Here is a 22,234-nt window from a genome sequence, read left to right on the forward strand (position 1 = left end):
CGGTCGGGTTCACCCCGCCGCCGGGCGCGTCCGCTGGAACCATGCGACGGGGAGACGCGGCTTCAGGAGTTGACGCAGGTCATGAGCGGAGAGCACATCGAGGGACCCGTCCACGGCGTCGCCGCGGGCGTCGCCTATCTCGCCCTGCCGCCCACGGCCGTGGACGCGCGCCCGGCCGGCCCGACCCGCATGATCGTCGGCTGGCCCGGCTTCGACCCGCCGCGCTCGGCGGTGTCGCTGGCGCTCGCGCTGCCGCTGACGGGCGTCCCGACCTGGCGCGTCTACCTGGAGCTGCCGAGCGACGCGCCGCCCGACGGCCTCGGCTCCGGCTCGTTCCTGGAGTCGCGGGCGATGGAGTCCTACGGGACGGCCGTCGAGACCGCCGTCGCGCGGCTCCCGGCCGTCCTGGACGACCTGCGCAGCGACCTCGGCGTGCCGGACGGCCCCGTCGGCCTCACCGGCTTCTCGACGGGCGCGGCGGCGGCGCTGCTCACGGTCGCCGCCGGGACCGTCCCGGTGAGCGCCGCCGCGCTGGTGACGCCGGTCGTGTCCCCGCACCGCTCGGCGCGGGCGCTGGAGAACCGGTCCGGACGGCGCCGCACGTGGGACCGGCGCGCCACCGCCCTCGCCGGCCGGCTCGACCTCGGCGCCCGCGCGCGGGACGTCGCGGACCGGAACGTCCCGCTGCTGCTCGTCGCCGGGTCGCGGGACCGGATCGTCCCGCCCGGCGAGGTCACCGCCCTGCGGGACCGGCTCGTCCGGACGGGCGCGTCGGCCACCGAGGCGGTGACGTTCCCGATGGACCACGCGCTGGCGGCCGAGCCGGGCACCGAGGCCCGGCCGCCGATCACCGAGGCCGTGCGGCTGGACGCCGCGCTGACCGAGTGGTTCCGGGAGCGGTTCGCGGCCGTCACGGCGCCGAGGGAGCCGGGCCGCGCGGCGCTGCTGGTGCCTCAGCCGCGCGAGAGCACCTCGTAGCGGACGGGGATCACCCCGGAGCCCATGCCGCCGACGGCCGACATCGCGCCCGTCGACAGGTCCAGGCAGCGTCCGGCGACGAACGGCCCGCGGTCGTTGATGCGGACGACCACCGACTTGCCGTTGTTCTGGTTGGTGACCCGCACCTTGGAGCCGAGCGGCAGCGTCTTGTGCGCGGCGGTCAGCCCGCTCGGGTCGAACGGCTCGCCGCTGGCCGTCATCTGGCCCTCGCCGTAGAAGGACGCCTCGCAGGTGCCGCTGTCGAGGACCTTCGGCTTGGGCTTCGGCTTCTCGTCCCGGACGCTCTGCGCGAGCGGCTTGGCGGGACGGGCCTTGCGGGTCCGCGTCGGCGTGGCGCTCGGTGTGGCGCGCGGCGCGTCGGCGAGGGGGGCTGCGGTGGGCTGGGCCGCCGCGGCGGGCCGGGGGCCCGAGCCGCCGGTGGCGAGGACGGTCCCGGCGCTCACGGCGAGCACCGCGACGGCGGCGCCGGAGACGATGAGGACGGTCCGCAGACGTGCCCCGGATGCGGCGATCCGGGCGGCGACACCGCGCGGAAGACGTGCGAGAGAGCGACGGATATCGAGTTCAGGGCGATGTCGGCCCACGAAAGGTCCTTTGATCGGGGACAGGTCCCCGGACGCCCGGCGGGGCGGCGCACGCGCCGTCTCCCGCCGTGGAAGGTCGCGGTGGCGCGCACACGCGCGCAGCACCGCGCGGGCCGGCCCGCCGGGGGAAACGACCCCGTGGGCGCGCCCGCCTTTTCAAGCCCCCGAAGGGCGCTCGCCCGCGTCGCCGCGGGCCGGCGTCCGGCCGGTGCGGGCACCGCCTCCTCACGGCGTTCCGCACACAAGTCCTCGACCGTAGGTGGAAATCTCGGCGACACAACCGTGCGGACGCTCTTTGTGGGGTTTATCACCTGCCCTTTCAGCGCTATGGAGTGGATCAGTACCCGCGCGTTACCGAAAACCCATGATCACTATCACCGGAAGATCACGGGAATGGCGACGGGGCCGCACCGGCGTCCCGGCACGGCCCCGCGGGCGAAATGATCAGCCGGCGGCGCCCAGCTCGATGGCCTCGTCGACCTCCTGCCGGCGGACGGCCAACTCCTGCGCATGGCGTTCCTGATCGACCTTTTCGGCGATCTCCTCGTCCTGCCGCATGAGCGCTTCGAGGTCGGCCTTGGCGTTGTCGAGGACGCCCATGTCGGCGTACGCGGCCTGCACCTTGTCGCCCCACAGGCCGACGTCCTTCACGCACGGGACGATCCGGCTGAACAGCAGCGACTGGTAGAGCCGGAACACCGACGACTGGTCGACGTACTCCATGCACTGCTGCACGGGCATGCCCAGCGTCTCGAAGACCTCGCGCCCGGTGAACCGGTCGCGCATCAGGTAGCAGCCCTCGACCACGAACTCCTCGCGCTCGGCCCGCTCCTTCTCGGTCAGCTCGGCGTAGTAGTCCTTGAGCGCGAGCCGTCCGAACGCGACGTGCCGGGCCTCGTCCTGCATGACGTAGGCGAGGAGCTGCTTCACGAGCGGGTTGGTCGCCAGGTCGCGGTAGAGGCCGAACGCGGCCAGCGCGAGCCCCTCGATGAGGACCTGCATGCCGAGGTAGGGCAGGTCCCACCGGCTGTCCTCCAGGGATTCGGAGAGCAGCTTCGCGAGGTCCTGGTTGACCGGGTAGTACATCCCGATCTTCTCGTGGACGAACTTGGCGTACAGCTCGACGTGCCGCGCCTCGTCCATCGTCTGGGTGGCGGCGTAGAACTTGGAGTCCAGGTCGGGGACGGACTGGACGATCCGCGCGGACACGTTCAGCGCCCCCTGCTCGCCGTGCAGGAACTGGCTGAACAGCCAGGACCCCTGGTGGTGGCCGAACTCGTCCTGCTCGCGCTCGGACATCTTGGCCCAGATGTCGGAGCCGAGGAGCGGGTTGAACTCGTCCGGGAGGCCGGCGACGTTGTTCGGATCGACCTCCTGGTCCCAGTCGATGCGCTTCTGGGCGTCCCACTGCTTGTCCTTGCCCTTCTGGTACAGGTCCAGCAGCCGGTCGCGTCCGCCGTCGTACTCCCAGGTGAAGCGGGAGTCGCCGGCCATCGGTACGTTCCAGGTGTCGTTCGGCACGGGGACGGAGTACAGGTCGAAGGAACTCACGGGCACGCCTCCTCGGGGGGTGGAGGGCTGTTGAGAGCCCACCGCTTTACATTCCTTCGTAACATGTAAAGCGCGCTACGGCTACCGTGTGGGCCAGATGAAAACCGTCAGCTCCGCCTTCTTCGGCGATTCGGACTCGCCCGGCCGGCTCCGGCGCTCGGTGTGGGGGTCGCTCGGCCTGCTCTACCTCGTGCCGACCGGCACCGACATCGCGCACGAGGACGGCGCCCGCCGCGTCCTCGGCCTCACCGCGCTCGCCGCCTTCGTCGCGGTCTACGTCGCGACGCTCGCGAGCCGCCGGACGTGGCTCGACCCGTGCCCGCCGGTCACCTGGGCGCTGCTCGGCGCGCTGACGGCGCTGACGGCCGGGCTGCCGTTCGCGTTCGGCTCGATGTGGATCGGGCTGCCGATCTACCTCTCGACCGTCTCGACCATGACGCTGCCGTCCCCCGGCGCGTTCTTCGCCCCGGCCGGGTGCGCCGCGCTGCTCGCCGTCCAAGGCGCGGCGACGGGCGTCGGGACGTCCGAGACGGCGTCGCTGGCGATCACGACGTTCTCGGTCGGGATGCTGCTCGGCGCGTTCCGGCACTCGCGCACGCTCGTCCACCAGCTCAAGGAGGCGCGCGGCGAGGTCGCCCGGCTCGCCGCCGCCGACGAGCGCCTGCGCATCGCGCGCGACCTGCACGACCTGCTCGGGCAGAGCCTGTCGCTGATCGTCCTGAAGAGCGAGATCGCGCTGCGCGACACCGGCCGGACCGTCGCCGAGATGGACGACATCCGCTCCGTGGCGCGGCAGGCGCTCGCCGACGTGCGCGGGACGATCTCCGGCTACCGCGCCCGCGGCCTGCGCGAGGAGATCGCGTCGGCGCGGGCGGTGCTGGCCGCCGCGTCGGTCGAGGCCACCGTGGACGTGCCCGACGGCGACCTGCCCGCCGCCGTGGACGCCCTGTTCGGCTGGGCCGTCCGGGAGGCGGCCACGAACGTCGCCCGGCACTCGGGCGCCCGGCACTGCTCGATCACGGTCGGCCGCGCCGACGGCGCCGCGACGCTGGAGGTCGCCGACGACGGACGGGCCGCCGCCGCGCCCACGCCGGGCAACGGGCTGTCCGGGCTCGCCGAGCGGGTCGCCGCGGCGGGCGGGACGGTCACCGCGGGCGCCGGTGAGGGCGGCGGCTTCCGGCTGTTCGTGACCGTGCCGGCCGTCCCGGAGGAGTCGCGTCCGAGCGCGGTCTCGGGCAGCCCGTGAGAGGCGCGCACGAGCGGAGGCGCCGGTCGTCGCCGGCCTGACGGCCGTGCCGGGGCGGACGCTGCCCCGGCCGGACGGTCAGCGGGACTGGAGGGCGTCCAGCGCCACGGCCTGCGCGATCACGAGCCGGCGGTCCAGCCGGGGGTCGTTGATCTCGACCACGTAGCGGTCGCGGAAGCCGAACTTCTTGTCCACCGTGAAGACGACCTGCTCCCCGGCCGTGAAGTCGAAGTGGTACGGCCAGGCGAACGGCAGGTTCTCGACGTAGGGAATGAAGTTCCACAGCCGCCGCAGGACCGCGACGAACGTGCTGCGCTCACTGCCCGTCGTCTCGCCGAGCCCCGGCTGCTCCAGGTGCCAGGTGGACTTCACCAGCGACTTCTTGAAGTTCTTGCGGAACACGCCGATCGGCTGCCCGGACGCGTCCGTGATGTCGTACGCGGACGCCAGGTCGATGCGCTTGCGGGCCTTGAAGGCGAGCAGCGGCCGGGACTTCTCGGCGTCGGCGTAGATCGTGACCTGCTCCTTGAACGCCAGCCGCTTCTGCTGCGCGAACGCGAGGAGGGGACCCTCGCTTCCGTCGGCGTTCTCGGTGTGGACCTCGTACTGGTTCACCATGAGCCGGATCCGCTGCCGGATCAGCAGCCGCTGCTGGCTCTGGAGTTGCGCGTCGTCCAACGCTCGCACCTGTTTCTTTCGGAGGGTTTGGGGGAGTGTGGCACAACCCCGGCCGCTCCGCTCACGCCTCCACGATGTGGTCGGCCAGGTAGCCGTGGATCAGCCGCTCGGCCTCGGCGATGATCGCCGGATCGCCGTCGGGGTTGCGGCGGAACGCCATCTTGAGGATCGCGTCGCCCGCCTCCACCGCGACCGCGAGCGCCCGCGCCAGCGCGGGGGTGTCGGCGAGCGCGAACGTCCGGACGACCAGGTCGCGCAGCCCCTCGGCGACGACCGAGTTGTTGTCGGCGGCGGCGTCCAGCAGGTTCGTGTCCGCGACGTCGCCGAACCGCAGGACGCGGAAGCCCGGGACTGTGCGGTGCATGTCCACGAACACCTCGATGATCGCGCCGACCGAGTCCGACCAGTCGGCGAACGCGCCGGCGGCCAGGCGCTCGGCGACGCGGTCGCCGAACTGCTCGAAGTTGCGCAGCGCGAGGGCCTGGGCGACGGCGCGCTTGTCGGGGAAGAACTGGTAGACCGACCCGATCGCGACGTCGGCGCGCTGCGCGATCTTCGTCGTGGTGAGGCCGTCGTAGCCGTCCTCGTCGAGGATCCCGGCGCAGGCGTCGAGCATGCGCTGGACGCGTTCGGCGCTGCGGCGCTGGGCGGGCCGCCGGCGGAGGGGGGTCCGGATCTCGGTCACCCGACCATTGTCACCCAATCGCGACGGGACGCGTACGGCCGATCACCCTGGAGCGCGGCTAGGATCCGAATCTCTTTCGCGTTGAGGAGGGGCCCATGCCGTTCCAGTGGGGTGTCGCGACCGCCGCGTACCAGATCGAGGGCGCGGTGGACGAGGACGGACGCGGGCCGTCCACCTGGGACGTCTTCGCGCACACGCCCGGCCGCGTCCGCGACGGCCACACCGGCGACGTCGCGTGTGATCACTACCACCGCTGGGCCGAGGACGTCGGGCTCCTCGGCGCCCTCGGCGTGGACGCCTACCGGTTCTCCGTCGCGTGGCCGCGCGTGCAGCCGTCCGGGACGGGCGCGGCCAACCCGGCGGGGCTCGACTTCTACGACCGGCTCGTGGACGGCCTGCTCGGCAAGGACATCGCGCCCGTCGTGACGCTCTACCACTGGGACCTGCCGCAGCCGCTGGAGGACGCGGGCGGCTGGATGAACCGCGACACGGCCGCCCGGTTCGCCGACTACGCCGCGCTCGTCGCCGACCGCCTCGGCGACCGGGTGGACGCGTGGATCACGCTGAACGAGCCCGTCGTCGTGATGGCCTACGGCTACGCGCTCGGCATGTACGCGCCGGGCCGGACGCTCATGATGGACGCCCTGCCCACCGCGCACCACCAACTGCTGGGGCACGGCCTCGCGACGGGCGTCCTGCGTGAGCGCGGCGCGGCCCGGATCGGTCTGGCGAACCACTATTCGCCCGCCCTGCCCGCGGACGCGTCCTCGGCCGGGGCCGCCGAGGCGTTCGACGTGTTCATGAACCGTCTCTTCACCGATCCGGTGCTGACGGGTTCGTATCCCGACGTTCCCGGACTGGACGACGTGGTCCGCGCCGACGACCTCGCGGTCATTGCGGCGCCGTTGGACTTCCTCGGCGTGAACTACTACCAGCCGACCTGGCTGACCTCGCCCGGTCCCGGTTCGCCGCTGCCGTTCGACATGGTGGACGCGCCCGGCCACGACGTCACCGGGACGGGCTGGCCGATCGTCCCCGACCAGTTGACCGCCCTGCTCGTCGGCCTGCGCGCCCGGTACGGCGCCGCGCTGCCGCCGCTGGTCGTGACCGAGAACGGCGCGGCGTTCCCCGACGAGCCCGACGCGTCCGGCGTGGTGCCCGACACCGACCGCATCGCCTTCCTGGCCTCGCACATCGCGGCCGTGCAGGACGCGATGGACGCCGGTGCGGACGTGCGCGGTTATTTCGTCTGGTCCCTGCTCGACAACTTCGAGTGGGCGACGGGATACCACGCTCGGTTCGGGCTCGTCCACGTCGACTACGCGACGCAGCGCCGCACCCCGAAGCGGTCGTTCACCTGGTACCGGGACCTGATCTCCCGCTCACGCGCCTGACTAGGGGCGGGCGGTGAGGCCGGTGCAGGCCCGCAGGCCGTTCCAGCGGTTCGTCTCGGCCGTCGCCGCCGCGCCGGTCAGCGGGATCGGCAGGCCGTTCGCGATGCGCGCGGGCCGCCATTTCGCGGCCGTCACCTTGCGTCCCTCCAGGCGCAGGAACAGGACGCCCGAGTTCGCCGTCTGGCCGTTCGCGGACGAGAACACGAAATTGCCCATGCCGTAGTGGACGTATTTCCCGTCCAGGTAGCCGCCGCCGAGCGGGACGTGCGCGTGCCCGCCCACCACGACGTCCGCGCCCGCCGCCACGAGTTTCTTCGCCAACTCCTGCTGACGCGGGAGCGGGCAGTTCTTCAACTCCTGGCCCCAGTGCAGGTGGACGATCACGATGTCGGACGTCCTGCGGGCCTCGCGGACGGCCTCGACCATGCGCGGCTCGTCTTTGGCGGAGGCCAGGCCGCCTTTCGCGTCCGTCGCCGTCCAGGCTTCGATCAACTGGTCGTCCAGGACCTGCGTCGCGCCGATGACCGCCAGGCGGTTGCCCTTCACGGTGACGCGATAAGGACGGTAGGCCGCGTCGGCGTCCTTTCCGATGCCCACCGTCGGGAATTTGCTCGTCCTGATGGCGCGCAGCGAATCCTGAAGACCGACCTCGCCGAAGTCCATGCCGTGGTTGTTGGCCATCGACGCCACGTCCACCCCGGCCGCGCGCAGCGCCGTGAAAGCCGACGGCGGCGCGCGGAACGTGAACTCCTTGCCCGGCGCCGGAGTGCCGCGCGTCGTGATCGACGTCTCCAGGTTGACCATCGCGAAATCAGCGGCGCGCAGCAGTCTCGCCACCGGGCCGAGCGCCGTTCCCGGCGACGCCAGCCGCGACCGCAATTGGCCCTCGAAATGCGTGTCCCCGCCGAAGGCCAGCAGAATCGGCTCTTTGACCGGCGCGGACGGCGTCACGCGCGGAGCCTTCGACGACGCGGGCGGCGGCGTCCCCGCCCCGGCCGGCTCCTCGTTCCCGCCGCACGCGGCGAGCGCCAGCAGCGCGAGCGCCGCGACGGCCGCGGCCGACGCCCGGTGTCCCTGGATGACCACGGTGTTCTCCTCAGCGTTCGGCCGCGATCGGACCGTACCACCACCGTCCGCGCGGGCATCATGGGGTGACCACCCCTGGAAAGCATCCTGGAGCGCATCTCATGGCGAGCCGTACCGCCTTCCGAACCTGTCCCCTGTGCGAGGCCGTCTGCGGGCTCCGGCTGCGCATCGAGGACGACGTCATCACCGAGGTCCGCGGCGATCCCGACGACCCGTTCAGCCGAGGCTTCCTCTGCCCGAAGGGCGCGTCCCTCGGCCGCCTCGACGCCGACCCCGACCGTCTCGACGCGCCCCTGCTGCGCGGCGCCGACGGCCACGCCGAGACGGGCTGGGACGAGGCGTTCCGGCACGTCCACACCCGGCTGCGGGACGTCATCGACCGCTACGGGAACGATGCAGTGGCCGTCTACATCGGCAACCCCGCCGCCCACTCCATCGCCGGGCCGCTGTACGCGCCCGCCGTCGTCAAGGCGCTGCGCACCCGCAACGTCTACACCGCGTCCACCGCCGACCAGATGCCGAAGCACGTCAGCTCCGGCCACCTGTTCGGCGACCCCGCCGCGATCCCCGTCCCCGACCTGGACCGCACCGGCCACCTGCTGATGTTCGGCGCGAACCCGCTGGAGTCCAACGGCAGCCTGTGCTCGGCGCCCGACTTCCCGAAGCGGCTGCGCGCGGTCCGCGAACGCGGCGGGACGGTCACCGTCGTCGACCCGCGCCGCACCCGCACCGCCGACCTCGCCGACGAGCACGTCTTCCTGCGGCCCGGCGCGGACGCGTTCCTGCTCGCCGCGCTCGTCCAGGTCCTGTTCGCCGAGGATCTCGTCGCCCCGCCCGCCGCCCTGCTCGACCGGCTCAACGGGCTGGACGACGTCCGCGCGCTCGTGCACGACCTCACGCCCGAACGCGTCGCGCGCGTCACCGGCGTCGAGCCCGCGACGACGCGGCGCCTGGCCCGCGCGCTCGCCGCCGCGCCGCGCGCCGCCGTCTACGGGCGGCTCGGCACGACCGTCCAGGCGTTCGGGACGCTCAGCAGTTGGCTCGTGGACGTCCTCAACATCGTCACCGGCAACCTCGACCGTCCCGGCGGCGCGATGTTCGCGCGGCCCGCGCACCGGTCCGTCCACCGTCCCCGCCGGCCGTTCGCGACCGGCCGCTGGCACAGCCGCGTCCGGCGGCTCCCCGAGACGATGGGCGAACTGCCCGTCGCGACCCTCGCCGACGAGATCGAGACGCCCGGCGAGGGCCGCGTCCGCGCGCTGATCACGATCGGCGGGAACCCCGCCCTGTCCGCGCCGAACGCCGCGCGGCTGGACCGGGCGCTCGCCACGCTCGACCTCATGGTCAGCGTCGACCCCTACCTGAACGAGACGACGCGGCACGCGCACGTCGTCCTGCCGCCGCCCCGGCCCCGGCAGACGCCGCACTACGACGTCGCGCTGCTCGGCCTCGCCGTCCGCAACTACGCGCGGTACTCGCCGCCGGTCGTCCCGGCGCCCGCCGGGCGGCCCAGCGAGGCCGCGATCCTCGCCCGGCTCGCCGTGACCGCGTCCGGGCTGGACGCCGCGCCCGGCGACCTGGACGAGATGATCATCGCGGACACGCTGCGGAAGGCCGTCGCGCTGCCCGGCTCGCCCGTCCACGGCCGCGACCCCGGCGAACTCCGCAAGGCCCTCACCGACGGCACCCGCACCGAACAGCGGCTCGACATGATGCTGCGCCTCGGCCCGTACGGGGACGGCTTCGGCGACGACCCGTCCGGCCTCACCCTCGCCCGGCTGCGCGACGAGCACCCGCACGGCATCGACCTCGGCGCGCTCGAACCGCGCCTGGACGAAGTGCTCTGCACCGCGTCCGGCCGCATCGAGCTGTGCCCGCCCGCGTTCGCCGCCGACACCGGACGGCTCCGCGCCGCCCTGGACGCTGCCCCGGCCGATCCCGGGCTCGTCCTCATCGGCCGCCGCCACCTGCGCTCCAACAACAGCTGGCTGCACAACGTCCCGGAACTGACCGGCGGCTCCAACACGTGCACGCTCCAGCTCAGCACCGCCGACGCCGGGCGCCTCGGCGTCACCGCGGGCGCCCGCGTCCGCGTCACCGCCCGCACCGGGACCGTCGAGGCCGTCGCCGAGCCGACCGACCGCCTGATGCCCGGCGTCGTCAGCCTCCCGCACGGCTGGGGCCACGACCGTCCCGGCACCCGGACCCGCGTCGCGAGCGCCGACCCCGGCGTCAGCGTCAACGCCCTCACCGACGAACGCGAGATCGACCCCCTCTCCGGCACGGCCGTCCTCAACGGCGTCCCCGTCACCGTCGAGCCGGTCGCGTGACCACCGGGTTTCGCACCGGCGGCGTGCGGTAGGAGCCCGATCCCCGAGTGGCCGCCTCGGGGAGCGGCGGATAGTGTCGAGAGCGGCGCCACACCCGAGGAGGGACATGAACCGACGGGCGAGCAACATCTTCCGGCGGGTCGCCCGGCCGAGCCGGGGGGCGCGGCCGACCGACGTCGCCGAGAGCATGGAGCGCGCGGAGCGGCTCGACCCGGTGGTCGAGGCGGTCCAGTCCGTCGCGCGGCGGGTGCTGCCGGCCGGGCCGCTGCGGGATCTGCTGAACGGGGTGCCGTTCGGACATCCGGCGCACGCGCCGATGACGGACCTGCCGATCGGGTGCTGGCTGTCGGCGGGCGTGCTCGACCTGCTGCCCGGCAACCGGCGGGCGGCCGGGACGCTCGTCGCCGCCGGGCTCGCCGGGGCGGTCCCGACCGCGCTCGCGGGACTCGCCGACTGGTCGTCGCTGCACCGCGAGCAGCAGCGGACGGGGCTCGTCCACGCGTTCGGGACGTCCACCGCGACCGTGCTGTACGCGGCGTCGCTCGTCGCGCGGCTGCGCGGCCGGGACGCCGTCGGACGGGCGCTCGGGTTCGCCGGGCTCACGGCCGTGCTCGGCGGCGCCTACCTCGGCGGCCATCTGGCGTACCGGCAGGCGGCGGGCGTCAGCCACGCCGACCCGGTGCAGCATCTCGTGCCGCTCGGCTGGCACGACCTGTGCTCGCTGGACGACCTGCCGCCCGGGGCGCCGGTGTCGCGGCGGCTCGGCTACATCTCGCTGTTCGTGCTGCGCATCCACGACGACATCCACGTCCTCACCGACCGGTGCAGCCACCTCGGCGGGCCGCTGCACCAGGGCCGCATCGTGTACGACCGGGACGACGAGCTGTGCGTCGTCTGCCCGTGGCACGGCAGCACGTTCCGGGTGGACGACGGCGCGGTCGTGCACGGTCCCGCGACCGGACGGCAGCCCGCGTTCGAGACCCGCGTGCTGGACAATGGCGTCGTGCAGGTCCGCCCGCTGCCCTAGAGCAGGAACTTCGCGAGCGCCGCGAGCCCGACGACGACGATCACCGCGCGGAGCAGCGGCGGCGGGATGCGGCGGCCGACGCGTGCGCCGAGCAGGCCGCCGAGCGTCGCGCCGAGCGCGATGAGCAGCACGGCGAGCCAGTCGATGCGCGTGTCGGAGAACAGCCACAGGCCGGTGAACAGGACGGCCGCCGACCCGTTCACCACCGCCGACAGGACGTTCTTCGCCGCGTTGACGCGCTGGATCTCGTCGTCCAGCGCGATGCCGAGCACGGCGATGAGGATGATGCCCTGCGCGGCGCCGAAGTAGCCGCCGTAGACGCCCGCGAGCAGGATCGACGCCCACAGCCAGGGGCCGCCGTGCAGGGGCGCCCCGTCCCGGCGGGCGACGAGCCACTTCTGGAGCCGGGGCTGGACGACCACGAGCACGAGCGCGACCACGATCAGCGCCGGAACGATGACCTGGAACGCCCCGGCGGGCAGCGCGAGCAGCAGCGTCCCGCCGATGAGCGCGCCGAGCAGGGACGCCGAGCCGAGCCGCAGCAGCCGGTCCCGCTGGCCGCGCAGCTCGCGCCGGTACCCGTACGCGCCGGTCACCGAGCCGGGCACGAGCCCGATGTTGTTGGAGACGTTCGCGACGACGGGCGGAAAGCCGAGCGCGACGAGCGTCGGGAAGGTGATCAGCGAGCCGGAGCCGACGACGGTGTTGATGCCCCCGGCGGCGATGCCCGCCGCGAAGACCGCGACCGCGTCCAGCACGTCCACGGTCCAAGAGCGTAGAGAAGGCGGGGAGCCGGGCGGCGGGCGGGGTCACCCCGGGACGACGCCGCCCGCCCGCAGGGCCGTCGCGGTCCGGTCGCCGTCGGCGGCGAGGATGGCGGCCTGCCGCTCGCCCTCGGCGCGCAGGATCCGGGCCCGCTTCTCGTGCTCGGCGCGCGCCTCGTCCTCGATGGCGTCGCGGAGCCCGGCGGGCGGGTCGACGGCCTTCAGCTCGACCGCGCGCAGCCGCAGGCCCCAGCGTCCGGCGGGGCCTTCGAGCGCGGCGAGCACCTCGTCGCCGATGACGGCGCGGGACGGCGCGACCTGCTCCAGCTCGCGCGTCCCGACCGCCGCGCGCAGCGCCGTCACGACGACCTCGCTGATCGCGCTGTGCAGTTCGGCGACGGCGTAGGTCGCGGCCCGCGCGTCGGCGACCTCGTACCGGACGACCGTCTCGACGTGGACGAGCAGGTTCTCCGCCGTCGCGATCGGACGGGCCGGGAACGGCAGCACGCGTTCGCGCAGGTCGACGCGGGCCCGCACCCGGTCGAACGGCGCGAACACCAGCCGGGCGCCCGGCGCGAGCGTGCGGTGGTGGCGGCCGAGGCGCTCGACGACGTCCGCCGCGGCCTCCGGCACGACCCGGACCGCCGCGGCGAGGTAGAGGACGGGGCACGCGACGGCGAGGACGATCAGCGCGAGGAGCACCCCTGGATGGTAGGTCGGGGCGCCGCCGCCGAGAAGGTCACCGGGCGGCGCGTGCGGCCCAGCGGCCGTCGTGCCGCTCCACCACAAGGGACAAACCGAAGCATTCGGACAGGTGCTCGGGGGTGAACACCTCGTCCACCTTGCCCTGCGCCTGGATCTCGCCCTTACGGAGAAGCAAGGCATGTGTGACCCCGGCGGGCACTTCTTCAAGATGGTGGGTGACGAGCACGGTCGTCGGCGCGGACGGGTCGTCGGCCAGCACGCCGAGCCGCCGGACGAGGTCCTCCCGGCCGCCGAGGTCCAGGCCCGCGGCGGGCTCGTCCAGCAGCAGCAGCTCCGGGTCCGGCATGAGCGCCCGCGCGATCTGCACGCGCTTGCGCTCGCCCTCCGACAGCGTCCCGAACCGGCGATCGGCCAGGCCGGCGGCGCCGAGGGCGTCCAGCAGGGCGGTGGCGCGCGCGAGGTCGGCCGACTCGTACTCCTCGCGCCAGCGGCCGAGGATCGCGTACGACGCCGTCACCACCAGGTCCAGGACGGTCTCGCCCGGCGGCACGCGCTCGGCCACCGCCGCCGACGCCAGCCCGATGCGCGGACGCAGCTCGAAGACGTCCGTCCGGCCCAGCCGCTCGCCCAGGATGTCCACATCGCCCGAGGTCGGGTACAGCAGCGAGCCCGCCACCTGGAGCAGTGTGGTCTTCCCCGCGCCGTTCGGGCCGAGGATCACCCACCGCTCGCCCTCGTCCACCGACCACGAGACGTCGCGCAGGAGATCCGCTCCGTCGCGCCTGACCCCGACTCCGCTGAGTTCCAGTACCTCGCCGGCCATCGTGCGCCCAGTCCCCAATCTCGCCTCACAGGAGTGATCGACCCCCGGAGTGAACTTATGCGATCGCGCGGGAAGGTCTTCCCGCGGACCGGTTTGCCCCTCACGCTATCGAGTGGGTCAGGCGATCCGAACGCTTATGGTGGTTCGCATGCCCATAGGGGATTGTTTGGGGACGGCATGAACGAGGCAGCCATCGCCCTGGTCGCGTGGGGCAACGCCTGGCTGACGGGCAACGTCGGCCTGGACGAGGCCGTGGACGCCGTCGAGCGCGGCTCCGGGCCGCAGCTCCTCGGCACCGCCCCCGCCGAGGCGCCGCTGCGGCGCGGCCTCGGCGACCTGCGCGTCGGCGGGCTGACCGGGCTGCGGCTCGCGCTGCCCGCGCCGGGCGACCCGCTCGGGCTGACCGGCCCGCCCGCGTTCAACGCGCGGGCCGTGGACGCGGGCGCGGCGGTCGTCGCGACGCTCGGGGAACGCGCCATCGGGCTCGTCCCGGCCGAGGACCGGCGCGGCTCGTCCTACGTGGGGGTCCGCTGGGAACCGTACGACGCCGCGCCCGATCCGCCGGACGTCCCGTCCCTCGCCGAGGCCGACCGGCACCTCACGCTCGCGATGCGGGACGCGACCGAGGCGCTGCTCGCCGTGGACGACGTCGACGGCGTCCCGCCGCAGGTCGCCGACGCCCTCGCCGACCTGCGCGACCCGGTGCAGCAGGGCCATCCGCTGGCGCCCGGCTACCCGGCCCGCGCGCACCGCGTCGCCGCCCTCGCCGGACGGCTGTCCCGGGTCGTCGCGCTGGCCCGGCGGATGGAGGCGCGCGGGCTCACCTCCGACGCGGTGCACCGCCGCGAGCAGGCTTTGCGGCTGCTGGACGGGGCCGTGCGGCGCGCTCTCGTGGCGGCGTGCAACAGCGCTTTCGACCCCGTCCCGTAGAAACGCGAAACGGGGCGCCCGGCCGGACGCCCCGTTCGTCTTCCGGTTCTCAGGCCCGGACGACCAGCGTGTTGCAGATCTTGTCGGCGAAGGTCTGCTTGCGGTCGTCCCACAGCGGCCAGAGGAAGCCGACGTAGCAGGCGAAGCCGTCGGCGATGTGCGCGAGCCGCCGGACGAACGCGCCGCCGAAGCCGAGCACCTGGCCGGTCTGCGCGCTGACGACCCGGATGCCCATCTGGCGCTTGCCGATGGTCTGGCCCGTCGTGCCCTCCTGGTAGATCAGCCAGAGCATTCCGGCGGCGTAGCCGACGAACGCGATCAGGACGATCAGCAGGCCGAGGACGGCGGCGCCGCTGCTGCCGCTCGCGGTCAGCAGGCTGCCGATGAAGTAGACGATGCCGACCGGCGCACCGACGATGAGACCGTCGATGAACGTCGCGCCGACCCGGCTGCCCCATTCGGCGAGCTGGCCCGTCGAGCCGTAGTGGTGGTGATGGACGTCCTGGCCGTAGCCCGGCTGCGCGGGCGGCTGCCCGTAGCCCGGCTGGGGCGCCGGCGGCTGGCCGTAGCCGGGCTGCGGCGGGGGCTGCTGGCCGTACCCGGGCGGGGGCGGCTGCTGGCCGTATCCCGGCTGCTGCGGCGGCTGCTGGCCGTACCCGGGCTGCTGCCCGTACCCCGGCTGGGCCGGGGGCTGCTGGCCGTATCCCGGCTGCTGCTGCCCGTACGGGTCGTAGGGGTTGCCCACACTTGCTCCTTAGTCGTTTCGACCCTGTGGTCGGTGTGACGTTCGCCGAGCCGGAAAGGCTCCGCGAGCCCGGCCGGTTTTCCGCCGACGACGGCCTCAGATCCGCAGCAGCCCGAGCCGGGCGAGCTGCCACAGCTCCGACGCCGCGAGGGCCGCGCCGAGAATCCACGCGCGGGTCCCCGGCCGGAGTGCCCACCACCGGACTCCCGCCCCGAGCGGCGCGACGGCGAGGCCGACGGCGCCCGCGAACGCCACGGGGCTCGCGAGCAGGGCCGGGACCGGACGGCCCGAGCCCAGCTCGATGAACACCGTGGTGCCGCCGCACAGGGGGCAGGGAATCCCCGTGATCGCCCGCAGGGGGCAGAGCACGCCGGGGTCGTTGACGCGGTGGACGCATGCCACGCCGACGGCGGCGAGCGCCATCACCGCGACGCGCAGCGCCGTCCCTTTCGGGCCGTGCCGCGCGGAGTCGAGGACACGGCCGAAACCGCCGCCGGACGCGCGGGCGCGCACGGTCGCCCCGGGCACTCCCCCCAACGCATCCTCCGCCTCGATGACATGAGTCCAGTGACCCGTATATCGGTTTGGTCCCGGCAGAGGTCAACCCCAGGGAAAAATCCGCGATCAGACTGTTATCTCCCCCGAGACCGCCTCGTCCGGGGGACCACACTAGGACAAACGCGTCGGTCGTGGGCGATGTTCGCCCACTGTTCTCGTTCGTCCCGGGACCCGGCGCCGTCACTCCGGAGGCCCGTTGGCGTCCGGGTGTGCGCGGGGAGGGCCGCACCGGGAGGCGTCTCGACCGGTGCGGAACGTCACAGGGGGAACGGCCCGCACGCGCGTTCGTGCGGGCGCTCGTGCGGGCGGCTCAGGCCTGCGCTGCGGCGCCGACGGTGGCGGGGCCCGAGTGCTCGGTGAGGTGGTCGGCCTCGACCACGTCGGCGACCACGCCGGTGATGTTGTCGGGGCCGCCGTTGTCGCGGGCGATCTCGATGAGCCGCCGGACGGCGCCCGCGGGCTCGGCCTCGGCCGTCAGCACTTCGTAGATCGTCTGGGCGTCCACCGGGCCGCTGAGGCCGTCGGAGCACAGCAGGTACCGGTCGCCGAGCCGGGCCTCGCGCAGCCGCAGGTCGGGCTCGCGGTCGTCGCGGCCGTCCAGCACGCGGTACAGGACGTGCGACAGCCGCGACGTCTCCGCCGGGTCGGCCGTGCCGCCGGACTGCTCGGCCTCGGCCTTCAGCAGCTCGTCCATCGTGTGGTCCTGCGTGATCTGGAACAGCTCGCCGTCGCGCAGGAGGTAGCCGCGCGAGTCGCCGATGTGGGCGAGCGCGACGGACGTCCCGGCCCAGAGCATCGCGGTCAGCGTCGTGCCCATCCGGCTGAGGTCGGGGCGCTCCTCGCGCACGATGCGCAGCTTCTCGTTCGCCTCGGCCACGGCGCGGCCGAGGCTCCCGACGAGGTCATCCGCCGGGGCGTCGGTGTCGAGCGAGCGCAGCGAACCGATGACGGTGGAACTGGCCACCTCGCCGCCCGCGTACCCGCCCATGCCGTCGGCGACCGCGATCAACCGCGCGCCGGCATAGCCGGAGTCCTCGTTGTTCTCCCGGCTGCAGCCGATGTCGCTGCCTGCTGCGTATCTGATTGCTACGTTCATACCGATTTCGATGACGATCCTGTCAGGGAAGTTGTTGTATCAGTCGCCGGCGAGCCCATGACGGACCGCGTACAAAGCCGCCTGCGTCCGATCCTGCACTCCCAATTTCATGAGCAGATTACTGACGTGGGTCTTGACCGTCTTCTCCGAGACCACGAGCGTGCGTGCGATCTCCCGGTTGGACCCGCCCTGCGCAATGCACACGAGCACCTCCCGCTCCCGTTCGGTCAGCGCGGCCAGGCCGCGGTCGTCGTCCGGCCCGCCGCCGAGCATCGCCTCGGCGGCGTCGGGCGCGAACAGGACGTGCCCGTCGTGGACGGCCCGGATCGCCTGGACGAGCGCCATCGGGTCGACGTCCTTGTAGAGGTACCCGGCGGCACCCGCCCGTACGGCGGGCAGCACGTGCCCTCGCTCCGTCACGCTCGTGAGGACGAGCACCCGTGCCCGAACCCCCCGAGCCCGCAGCTCCGTCAGCGCGGCGAGTCCGTCGGCGCCCGGCATCTTGAGGTCCAGCAGCACGATATCGGGCTTCAGGGATTCGGCCAGCGTCACCGCCGACACGCCGTCCGCGGCCTCGCCGACGACCTCGATGTCCTCCTGGACGCCGAGGAACGTCCGCAGTCCCTGGCGCACCACAGGATGATCATCGGCGATCAGCACGCGGATCACAACGGGGTCGGCCGAACTCACAGCGGCACCTCCAGCCGGACGACCGTGCCCTTCCCCGGCGTCGCGTCGATCCTCAGCGCGCCGCCGACCGACGCGGCGCGTTCGGTCATCGACGCGAGGCCGAGGCCGCCGCCGTTCTTGCCGCCGGTCTCGGTGGCGGGGTCGAAGCCCGTCCCGTCGTCGGCGACCTCCAGGTTCAGGACGCCGCCGGTCGCGTCCAGCCGGACCTCGACCGTCTCCGGGCCCGCGTGCCGCAGCGCGTTGTAGAGCGCCTCCTGGACGATCCGGAACACGACCGTCTCGCGCTCCTCGGTCAGCGCGACGGCCGTGGCGCCCGCGTACCGGACGGACGCGTCGCTGACCCGGTCCAGGACGTCCACGTGCTTGCGCAGCGACGGGACGAGCCCGTCCGCGAGGTCGGCGGGCCGCAGCTCGAAGATCACCGCGCGCAGCTCCGCCAGCGCCTCGCCCGCCAGTTCCTCCACCCGCGCCAGCTCGGCCGCCGACCGGGCCGGGTCGCGGGGGGCGAGGGCCGCGGCGGCGCGGGCGGTCAGCCGGAGCGAGAACAGCTTCTGCGCGACGGCGTCGTGCAGTTCGCGCGCCAGCCGGTTGCGCTCGGCGACGACGGTCAGCTCGCGGTTGCGCTCGTACAGCCGCGCGTTCGACATCGCGATGGCGGCGTGGGCGGCGAACAGCGTGAGCAGTTCCTCGTCGGCCGCGGTGAACCCGCCGCCGCCGGTCTTGTTCGCCAGGAAGATGATGCCGAGGACGTCCGCGCCGTCGGTGATGCGGACGCCGAGGAAGTCCTTCAGGACGGGATGCGCCACCGGCCAGCCCTCGAACTCGGGCGCGGCGCGGATGTCGGTGAGGCGGCGCGGGGTCTCGTCCCGGAGCATCGCGGCGAGCATCCCGTGCTGGCGCGGCAGCGGGCCGATCGCCTCCCACTGCTCGGCGCTGATCCCCGCGACGACGAACTCGGCGAACGAGCCCTCGTCGTCGGGCACGCCGAGCGCGGCGTAGCGGGCGTCCAGCAGCCGCGCGGCGGCCCGGACGATCACCTGGAGCACCTCGTGCACCGAGAGGTGGCTCGTCACCGCGAGGACGGCGGAACTGACGGCGTGCAGCGTCGCGTTCGCGTCCCGCTCGGCCATCACGCCCCCCTCCATGCCCCTCGGTAACGACCGTACTCGCTGCGCGGTGTCCGGCGCCGGGTGGTCCGCAGGTCCTACGACCAAGGGCAGACGAGACGGGGCTCGGACGGCCGATGCGGGAAACGGTCACGGATTTCTAGCGTCGAGGACATGACACAACGGACCGCACTCATCACGGGCGCCTCGCGCGGACTCGGCCTGGCGCTGGCGCAGGAACTGGCGCGCGACGGCTGGCGGCTGGTGCTGGACGCGCGCGGCGCGGACGCCCTGGAGACGGCGGCGGCCGAGCTGGGCGCCGAGGCGATCGCGGGCGACGTCGCGTCCGCCGGGCACCGCGCGGAGCTGGCGGCGGCGGTGGCGGGCGGGCTCGACCTGCTCGTCAACAACGCGGGCACGCTCGGGACCGTCCCGCTCCCCGCGCTCGCCGACCAGCCGGTGGACGACCTCGCGGACGCGTTCGCGACGAACGTGCTGGCGCCGCTCGCGCTCGTCCAGGCGGTGCTGCCCGCGCTGCGCACGCGGTCGGGGGCCGTCCTGAACATCACCTCGGACGCGGCGGGCGCGGCGTATCCGGGCTGGGGCGGCTACGGCGCGACGAAGGCGGCGCTCGACCAGCTCTCGGCCGTGCTCGCGGTCGAGGAGCCCGGCCTGCGCGTGTGGTGGGCCGACCCGGGCGAGATGAACACGGCGATGCTGCGCGCGGCGGGCGAGGACGCGGACGCCGCGCCGTCCCCCGGCCACGCGGCGGCGGCCCTGCTGCGGCTGGTCGCCGGGCGGCTGCCGAGCGGCCGGTACAGCGCCGCCGACCTGCGGGCGAGACCGTGACCCGGCGACGGTCGGCTTCCCCTGCAACCGGCGCCGCGGTGATCGCGGCGCGACGACTGGAGACCTCATGACGACCGACACCTTCGCCCTGCCCGGCGCCCTGGAGGCGCACGAACCGCCCGAGGCGCGCGGCGTGGGACGCGACGGCGTCCGGCTGCTCGTCGGACGGCGTTCCGGACGGGCGGTGACCCACCACGCGTTCACCGATCTGCCGGACCTGCTCCGGCCCTCCGACCTCCTTGTGGTGAATGTCTCACCCACGCTTCCGGCGGCCGTCCGGCTCGACCGCCTGACGGTCCACTTCTCGACCCCGGCACCCGATGACGGTGACGGAGCGTGGCTGGTGGAGCTGCGCTGCCAGCGCGGCACGTCCAGCGTCCCGTACGGGGGCGGCACCCCCGGCGAGTGGATCCCGATGCCCGGCGGCGCGACGCTCACCCTGCTGAGACGACGCACCCCACGGCTCTGGGAGGCGCGCCTGACCACCGACGTCATCCCCTACCTGCGACGCCACGGCGTACCGATCGCCTACCCGTACGTGGACGGCGAGTGGCCCATCAGCGCCTACCAGACCGCGTTCGCCCTGGACCGGGGCGCGGGCAGCGCCGAGATGCCGAGCGCGGCCCGCGCGTTCACGCCCGAGATCGTCACCCGGCTGGTGTCACGCGGCGTGCTCATCGCACCGCTGACCCTGCACACCGGGGTCGCGTCCCCCGAGGCGCACGAGCCGCCCTACGCCGAGCCGTACGAGGTCCCGGCGGCGACGGCCGCGCTGGTCGAGCACGTCCGGGCGCGGGGCGGACGGGTCATCGCGGTCGGGACGACGGTCGTCCGCGCCCTGGAGACGGCCGGGACCGACGGGCACGTGCGCGCCCGTTCCGGGTGGACCAGGCATCTCGTCACGCCCGATTCCGGTGTCCGCATCGTGGACGGCCTGCTCACCGGGCTCCACGAACCCCGCTCGTCGCACCTGCGGATGCTGCGCGCCATCGCCGGAGACGCCCTGCTGGACAGGGTCTACGACGCGGCGCTCACCGAGCGTTACCTGTTCCACGAGTTCGGGGACGCGAATCTGCTCCTGCCCTGAGGGCGTCCGCATGGTGGACACGCTGCGCGGACGGTCCCCCGCGGCCGGTAACGTGGAGATCGCCATGAACGCATCAGAGCGGCGCACGCTGCTGATCACGCTCACCGGCCGCGACCGCCCCGGAGTGACGTCGCGCCTCTTCGCCACCCTCGCCGACTTCCCGATCACGGTCGTGGACGTGGAACAGGTCGTCATCCGCGGCCGTCTCGTCCTCGGCGTGCTGGTCTCCTACGCCCGCGGGACCGACATCGGACGGGTCTGGAACGCCGCCGAGCGCGTGGCGTCCGACCTCGACATGGAGGTCGAGGTGTCCACCGGGCGCGACAAGGGCTTCCCGCGCGGACGCGGCCGGCTGCACGTGACCGTCCTCGGCGCCCCGCTGAAGCCCGCCGCGATGGCGGGCATCGCGGGACGCATCGCCGCCAGCGGCGCCAACATCGACCGCATCGACCGGCTCGCGCACTATCCGGTGACCTGCATCGAGATGCACGTCTCGGGCGCCGACCCGGACCGGCTGCGCGCCGAGCTGGCGCAGGAGGCCGTGGAGCAGCGGGTCGACGTCGCCGTCCAGCACGGCGGGCTGTTCCGGCGCGCCAAGCGGCTGATCGTCATGGACGTCGACTCGACCCTCATCCAGGGCGAGGTCATCGAGCTGCTGGCCGAGCACGCGGGCTGCCTGCCCGAGGTCGCCAAGGTCACCGAGGCCGCGATGCGCGGCGAGCTGGACTTCGAGGGCTCCCTGCGCGAGCGCGTCGCGCTGCTGGCCGGGCTGGACGCCGCCGCGATCGACGAGGTCCGCGACAAGATCCAGCTCGCGGCGGGCGCGCGGACGCTCGTCCGGACGCTGAAGCGCCTCGACTACGAGTTCGCGATCGTCAGCGGCGGGTTCACCCAGGTCACCGACGCGCTCGTGGACGATCTCGGCATCGACTACTCGGCCGCCAACACGCTGGAGATCGAGAACGGGAAGCTCACCGGCCGCGTCGTCGGCCCCGTGATCGACCGGGCGGGCAAGGCGGCGGCGCTGGAACGGTTCGCGCGCGACGCAGGCGTGCCGATCGCCCAGACCGTCGCGATCGGGGACGGCGCCAACGACCTCGACATGCTCCAGGCGGCCGGGCTCGGCATCGCCTACAACGCCAAGCCGGTCGTCCGGCGGGCCGCCGACACGGCCGTCAACGTGCCCTACCTCGACACGATCCTGTTCCTGCTCGGCATCTCCCGCGAAGAGGTCGAGGCGGCCGACGCCGCCGACGACGCGGCGCGTCCCGCGGGCCACTGAAAGATCGTTCCGCCGGTTT

22 protein-coding genes are annotated in these 22,234 nt (G+C 73.7%); 9 read left to right on the forward strand and 13 right to left on the reverse strand.

Features of this window, described 5'->3' with window-relative positions; genetic code table 11:
* Window positions 1–81 precede the first annotated feature (81 nt).
* Entirely contained in the window at window positions 82–978 is an 897-nt protein-coding gene (locus BTM25_RS01790) for a hypothetical protein (protein ID WP_103561013.1), read from the forward strand.
* Here BTM25_RS01790 and BTM25_RS01795 read toward each other — a convergent pair.
* Together BTM25_RS01795 and BTM25_RS01800 are read right to left on the reverse strand one after the other, a co-directional pair.
* Window positions 954–1,583, reverse strand: coding sequence for a septal ring lytic transglycosylase RlpA family protein (locus BTM25_RS01795; RefSeq protein WP_235828033.1), 630 nt, complete (start codon window positions 1,581–1,583; stop codon window positions 954–956). The genes BTM25_RS01790 and BTM25_RS01795 overlap by 25 nt on opposite strands.
* Before the next feature lie 444 nt (window positions 1,584–2,027).
* Window positions 2,028–3,134: a ferritin-like domain-containing protein gene (locus tag BTM25_RS01800; protein ID WP_103561015.1), complete on the reverse strand. Its 1,107-nt coding sequence runs from the start codon at window positions 3,132–3,134 to the stop codon at window positions 2,028–2,030.
* Window positions 3,135–3,231: 97 nt separating this feature from the next.
* Here BTM25_RS01800 and BTM25_RS01805 point away from each other — a divergent pair, with 97 nt between their 5' ends.
* Complete coding sequence (locus tag BTM25_RS01805; protein WP_103561016.1) at window positions 3,232–4,380, forward strand: sensor histidine kinase; 1,149 nt, start codon at window positions 3,232–3,234, stop codon at window positions 4,378–4,380.
* A gap of 78 nt (window positions 4,381–4,458) precedes the next feature.
* On the opposite strand, the gene BTM25_RS01810 is transcribed toward BTM25_RS01805, so the two are convergent.
* Both BTM25_RS01810 and BTM25_RS01815 read right to left on the reverse strand, forming a co-directional pair.
* Window positions 4,459–5,067 (reverse strand): LURP-one-related/scramblase family protein, encoded by a 609-nt coding sequence (locus tag BTM25_RS01810; protein WP_235828040.1) that lies wholly within the window; start codon window positions 5,065–5,067, stop codon window positions 4,459–4,461.
* A gap of 52 nt (window positions 5,068–5,119) precedes the next feature.
* Window positions 5,120–5,743 carry a TetR/AcrR family transcriptional regulator gene (locus BTM25_RS01815; RefSeq protein ID WP_103561017.1) on the reverse strand — a complete coding sequence of 208 codons (624 nt, stop codon included), beginning with the start codon at window positions 5,741–5,743 and terminating at the stop codon, window positions 5,120–5,122.
* A gap of 95 nt (window positions 5,744–5,838) precedes the next feature.
* Here BTM25_RS01815 and BTM25_RS01820 point away from each other — a divergent pair, with 95 nt between their 5' ends.
* The gene (locus BTM25_RS01820) at window positions 5,839–7,137 is read left to right on the forward strand and encodes a GH1 family beta-glucosidase (RefSeq protein ID WP_103561018.1); all 1,299 of its coding nucleotides are present in this window, start codon (window positions 5,839–5,841) and stop codon (window positions 7,135–7,137) included.
* Here BTM25_RS01820 and BTM25_RS01825 read toward each other — a convergent pair whose 3' ends face one another.
* On the reverse strand, window positions 7,138–8,223 hold the full coding sequence (locus tag BTM25_RS01825; protein WP_235828048.1) for a CapA family protein: 1,086 nt from the start codon (window positions 8,221–8,223) through the stop codon (window positions 7,138–7,140).
* Between the two features lie 101 nt (window positions 8,224–8,324).
* Between BTM25_RS01825 and BTM25_RS01830 the strand changes: the two genes are divergently transcribed.
* Together BTM25_RS01830 and BTM25_RS01835 are read left to right on the forward strand one after the other, a co-directional pair.
* A complete protein-coding gene (locus BTM25_RS01830) occupies window positions 8,325–10,553 on the forward strand; it encodes a molybdopterin-dependent oxidoreductase (RefSeq protein WP_103561019.1) in 2,229 nt (742 codons plus the stop codon).
* 106 nt (window positions 10,554–10,659) lie between these two features.
* Complete coding sequence (locus tag BTM25_RS01835; RefSeq protein ID WP_103561020.1) at window positions 10,660–11,580, forward strand: Rieske 2Fe-2S domain-containing protein; 921 nt, start codon at window positions 10,660–10,662, stop codon at window positions 11,578–11,580.
* Here the strand turns inward: BTM25_RS01835 and BTM25_RS01840 are convergent.
* Genes BTM25_RS01840 through BTM25_RS01850 form a run of 3 tightly spaced genes read right to left on the reverse strand, consistent with a single transcriptional unit; the run spans window position 11,577 to window position 13,872 of the window.
* The gene (locus BTM25_RS01840; protein ID WP_103561021.1) at window positions 11,577–12,344 is read right to left on the reverse strand and encodes a sulfite exporter TauE/SafE family protein; all 768 of its coding nucleotides are present in this window, start codon (window positions 12,342–12,344) and stop codon (window positions 11,577–11,579) included. The genes BTM25_RS01835 and BTM25_RS01840 overlap by 4 nt on opposite strands.
* Window positions 12,345–12,389: 45 nt before the next feature.
* Window positions 12,390–13,046, reverse strand: coding sequence for an SPFH domain-containing protein (locus BTM25_RS01845; protein WP_168211967.1), 657 nt, complete (start codon window positions 13,044–13,046; stop codon window positions 12,390–12,392).
* Window positions 13,047–13,083: 37 nt separating this feature from the next.
* Complete coding sequence (locus BTM25_RS01850; RefSeq protein WP_103561023.1) at window positions 13,084–13,872, reverse strand: ABC transporter ATP-binding protein; 789 nt, start codon at window positions 13,870–13,872, stop codon at window positions 13,084–13,086.
* Between the two features lie 177 nt (window positions 13,873–14,049).
* On the opposite strand from BTM25_RS01850, the gene BTM25_RS01855 reads away from it, so the two are divergent.
* Window positions 14,050–14,802: a hypothetical protein gene (locus BTM25_RS01855; RefSeq protein ID WP_103561024.1), complete on the forward strand. Its 753-nt coding sequence runs from the start codon at window positions 14,050–14,052 to the stop codon at window positions 14,800–14,802.
* Between the two features lie 49 nt (window positions 14,803–14,851).
* Here the strand turns inward: BTM25_RS01855 and BTM25_RS01860 are convergent, their stop codons facing one another.
* From BTM25_RS01860 to BTM25_RS01880, 5 genes are all read right to left on the reverse strand, one after another.
* The gene (locus BTM25_RS01860) at window positions 14,852–15,547 is read right to left on the reverse strand and encodes an RDD family protein (RefSeq protein ID WP_103561025.1); all 696 of its coding nucleotides are present in this window, start codon (window positions 15,545–15,547) and stop codon (window positions 14,852–14,854) included.
* A gap of 96 nt (window positions 15,548–15,643) precedes the next feature.
* Window positions 15,644–16,075: a DUF2752 domain-containing protein gene (locus BTM25_RS01865; protein WP_235828050.1), complete on the reverse strand. Its 432-nt coding sequence runs from the start codon at window positions 16,073–16,075 to the stop codon at window positions 15,644–15,646.
* A 340-nt stretch (window positions 16,076–16,415) separates the two neighbouring features.
* The gene (locus BTM25_RS01870; protein WP_235828052.1) at window positions 16,416–17,201 is read right to left on the reverse strand and encodes a PP2C family protein-serine/threonine phosphatase; all 786 of its coding nucleotides are present in this window, start codon (window positions 17,199–17,201) and stop codon (window positions 16,416–16,418) included.
* A 39-nt stretch (window positions 17,202–17,240) separates the two neighbouring features.
* Window positions 17,241–17,870, reverse strand: a complete 630-nt coding sequence (locus tag BTM25_RS01875; protein ID WP_103561026.1) for a response regulator — start codon at window positions 17,868–17,870, stop codon at window positions 17,241–17,243.
* Window positions 17,871–17,887: 17 nt separating this feature from the next.
* Entirely contained in the window at window positions 17,888–19,021 is a 1,134-nt protein-coding gene (locus tag BTM25_RS01880; protein WP_103561027.1) for a GAF domain-containing sensor histidine kinase, read from the reverse strand.
* A gap of 150 nt (window positions 19,022–19,171) precedes the next feature.
* Here BTM25_RS01880 and BTM25_RS01885 point away from each other — a divergent pair, with 150 nt between their 5' ends.
* The 3 genes from BTM25_RS01885 (at window position 19,172) to serB (ending at window position 22,215) form a co-directional block, all read left to right on the forward strand.
* Window positions 19,172–19,846 (forward strand): SDR family NAD(P)-dependent oxidoreductase, encoded by a 675-nt coding sequence (locus BTM25_RS01885; RefSeq protein ID WP_103561028.1) that lies wholly within the window; start codon window positions 19,172–19,174, stop codon window positions 19,844–19,846.
* Between the two features lie 67 nt (window positions 19,847–19,913).
* Window positions 19,914–20,933: an S-adenosylmethionine:tRNA ribosyltransferase-isomerase gene (locus BTM25_RS01890; protein ID WP_103561029.1), complete on the forward strand. Its 1,020-nt coding sequence runs from the start codon at window positions 19,914–19,916 to the stop codon at window positions 20,931–20,933.
* A gap of 64 nt (window positions 20,934–20,997) precedes the next feature.
* Entirely contained in the window at window positions 20,998–22,215 is a 1,218-nt protein-coding gene (gene serB / locus BTM25_RS01895; protein WP_103562687.1) for a phosphoserine phosphatase SerB, read from the forward strand.
* The last annotated feature ends 19 nt before the right edge of the window (window positions 22,216–22,234 follow it).

The organism is Actinomadura rubteroloni, assembly GCF_002911665.1.
Lineage (GTDB): Bacteria > Actinomycetota > Actinomycetes > Streptosporangiales > Streptosporangiaceae > Spirillospora > Spirillospora rubteroloni.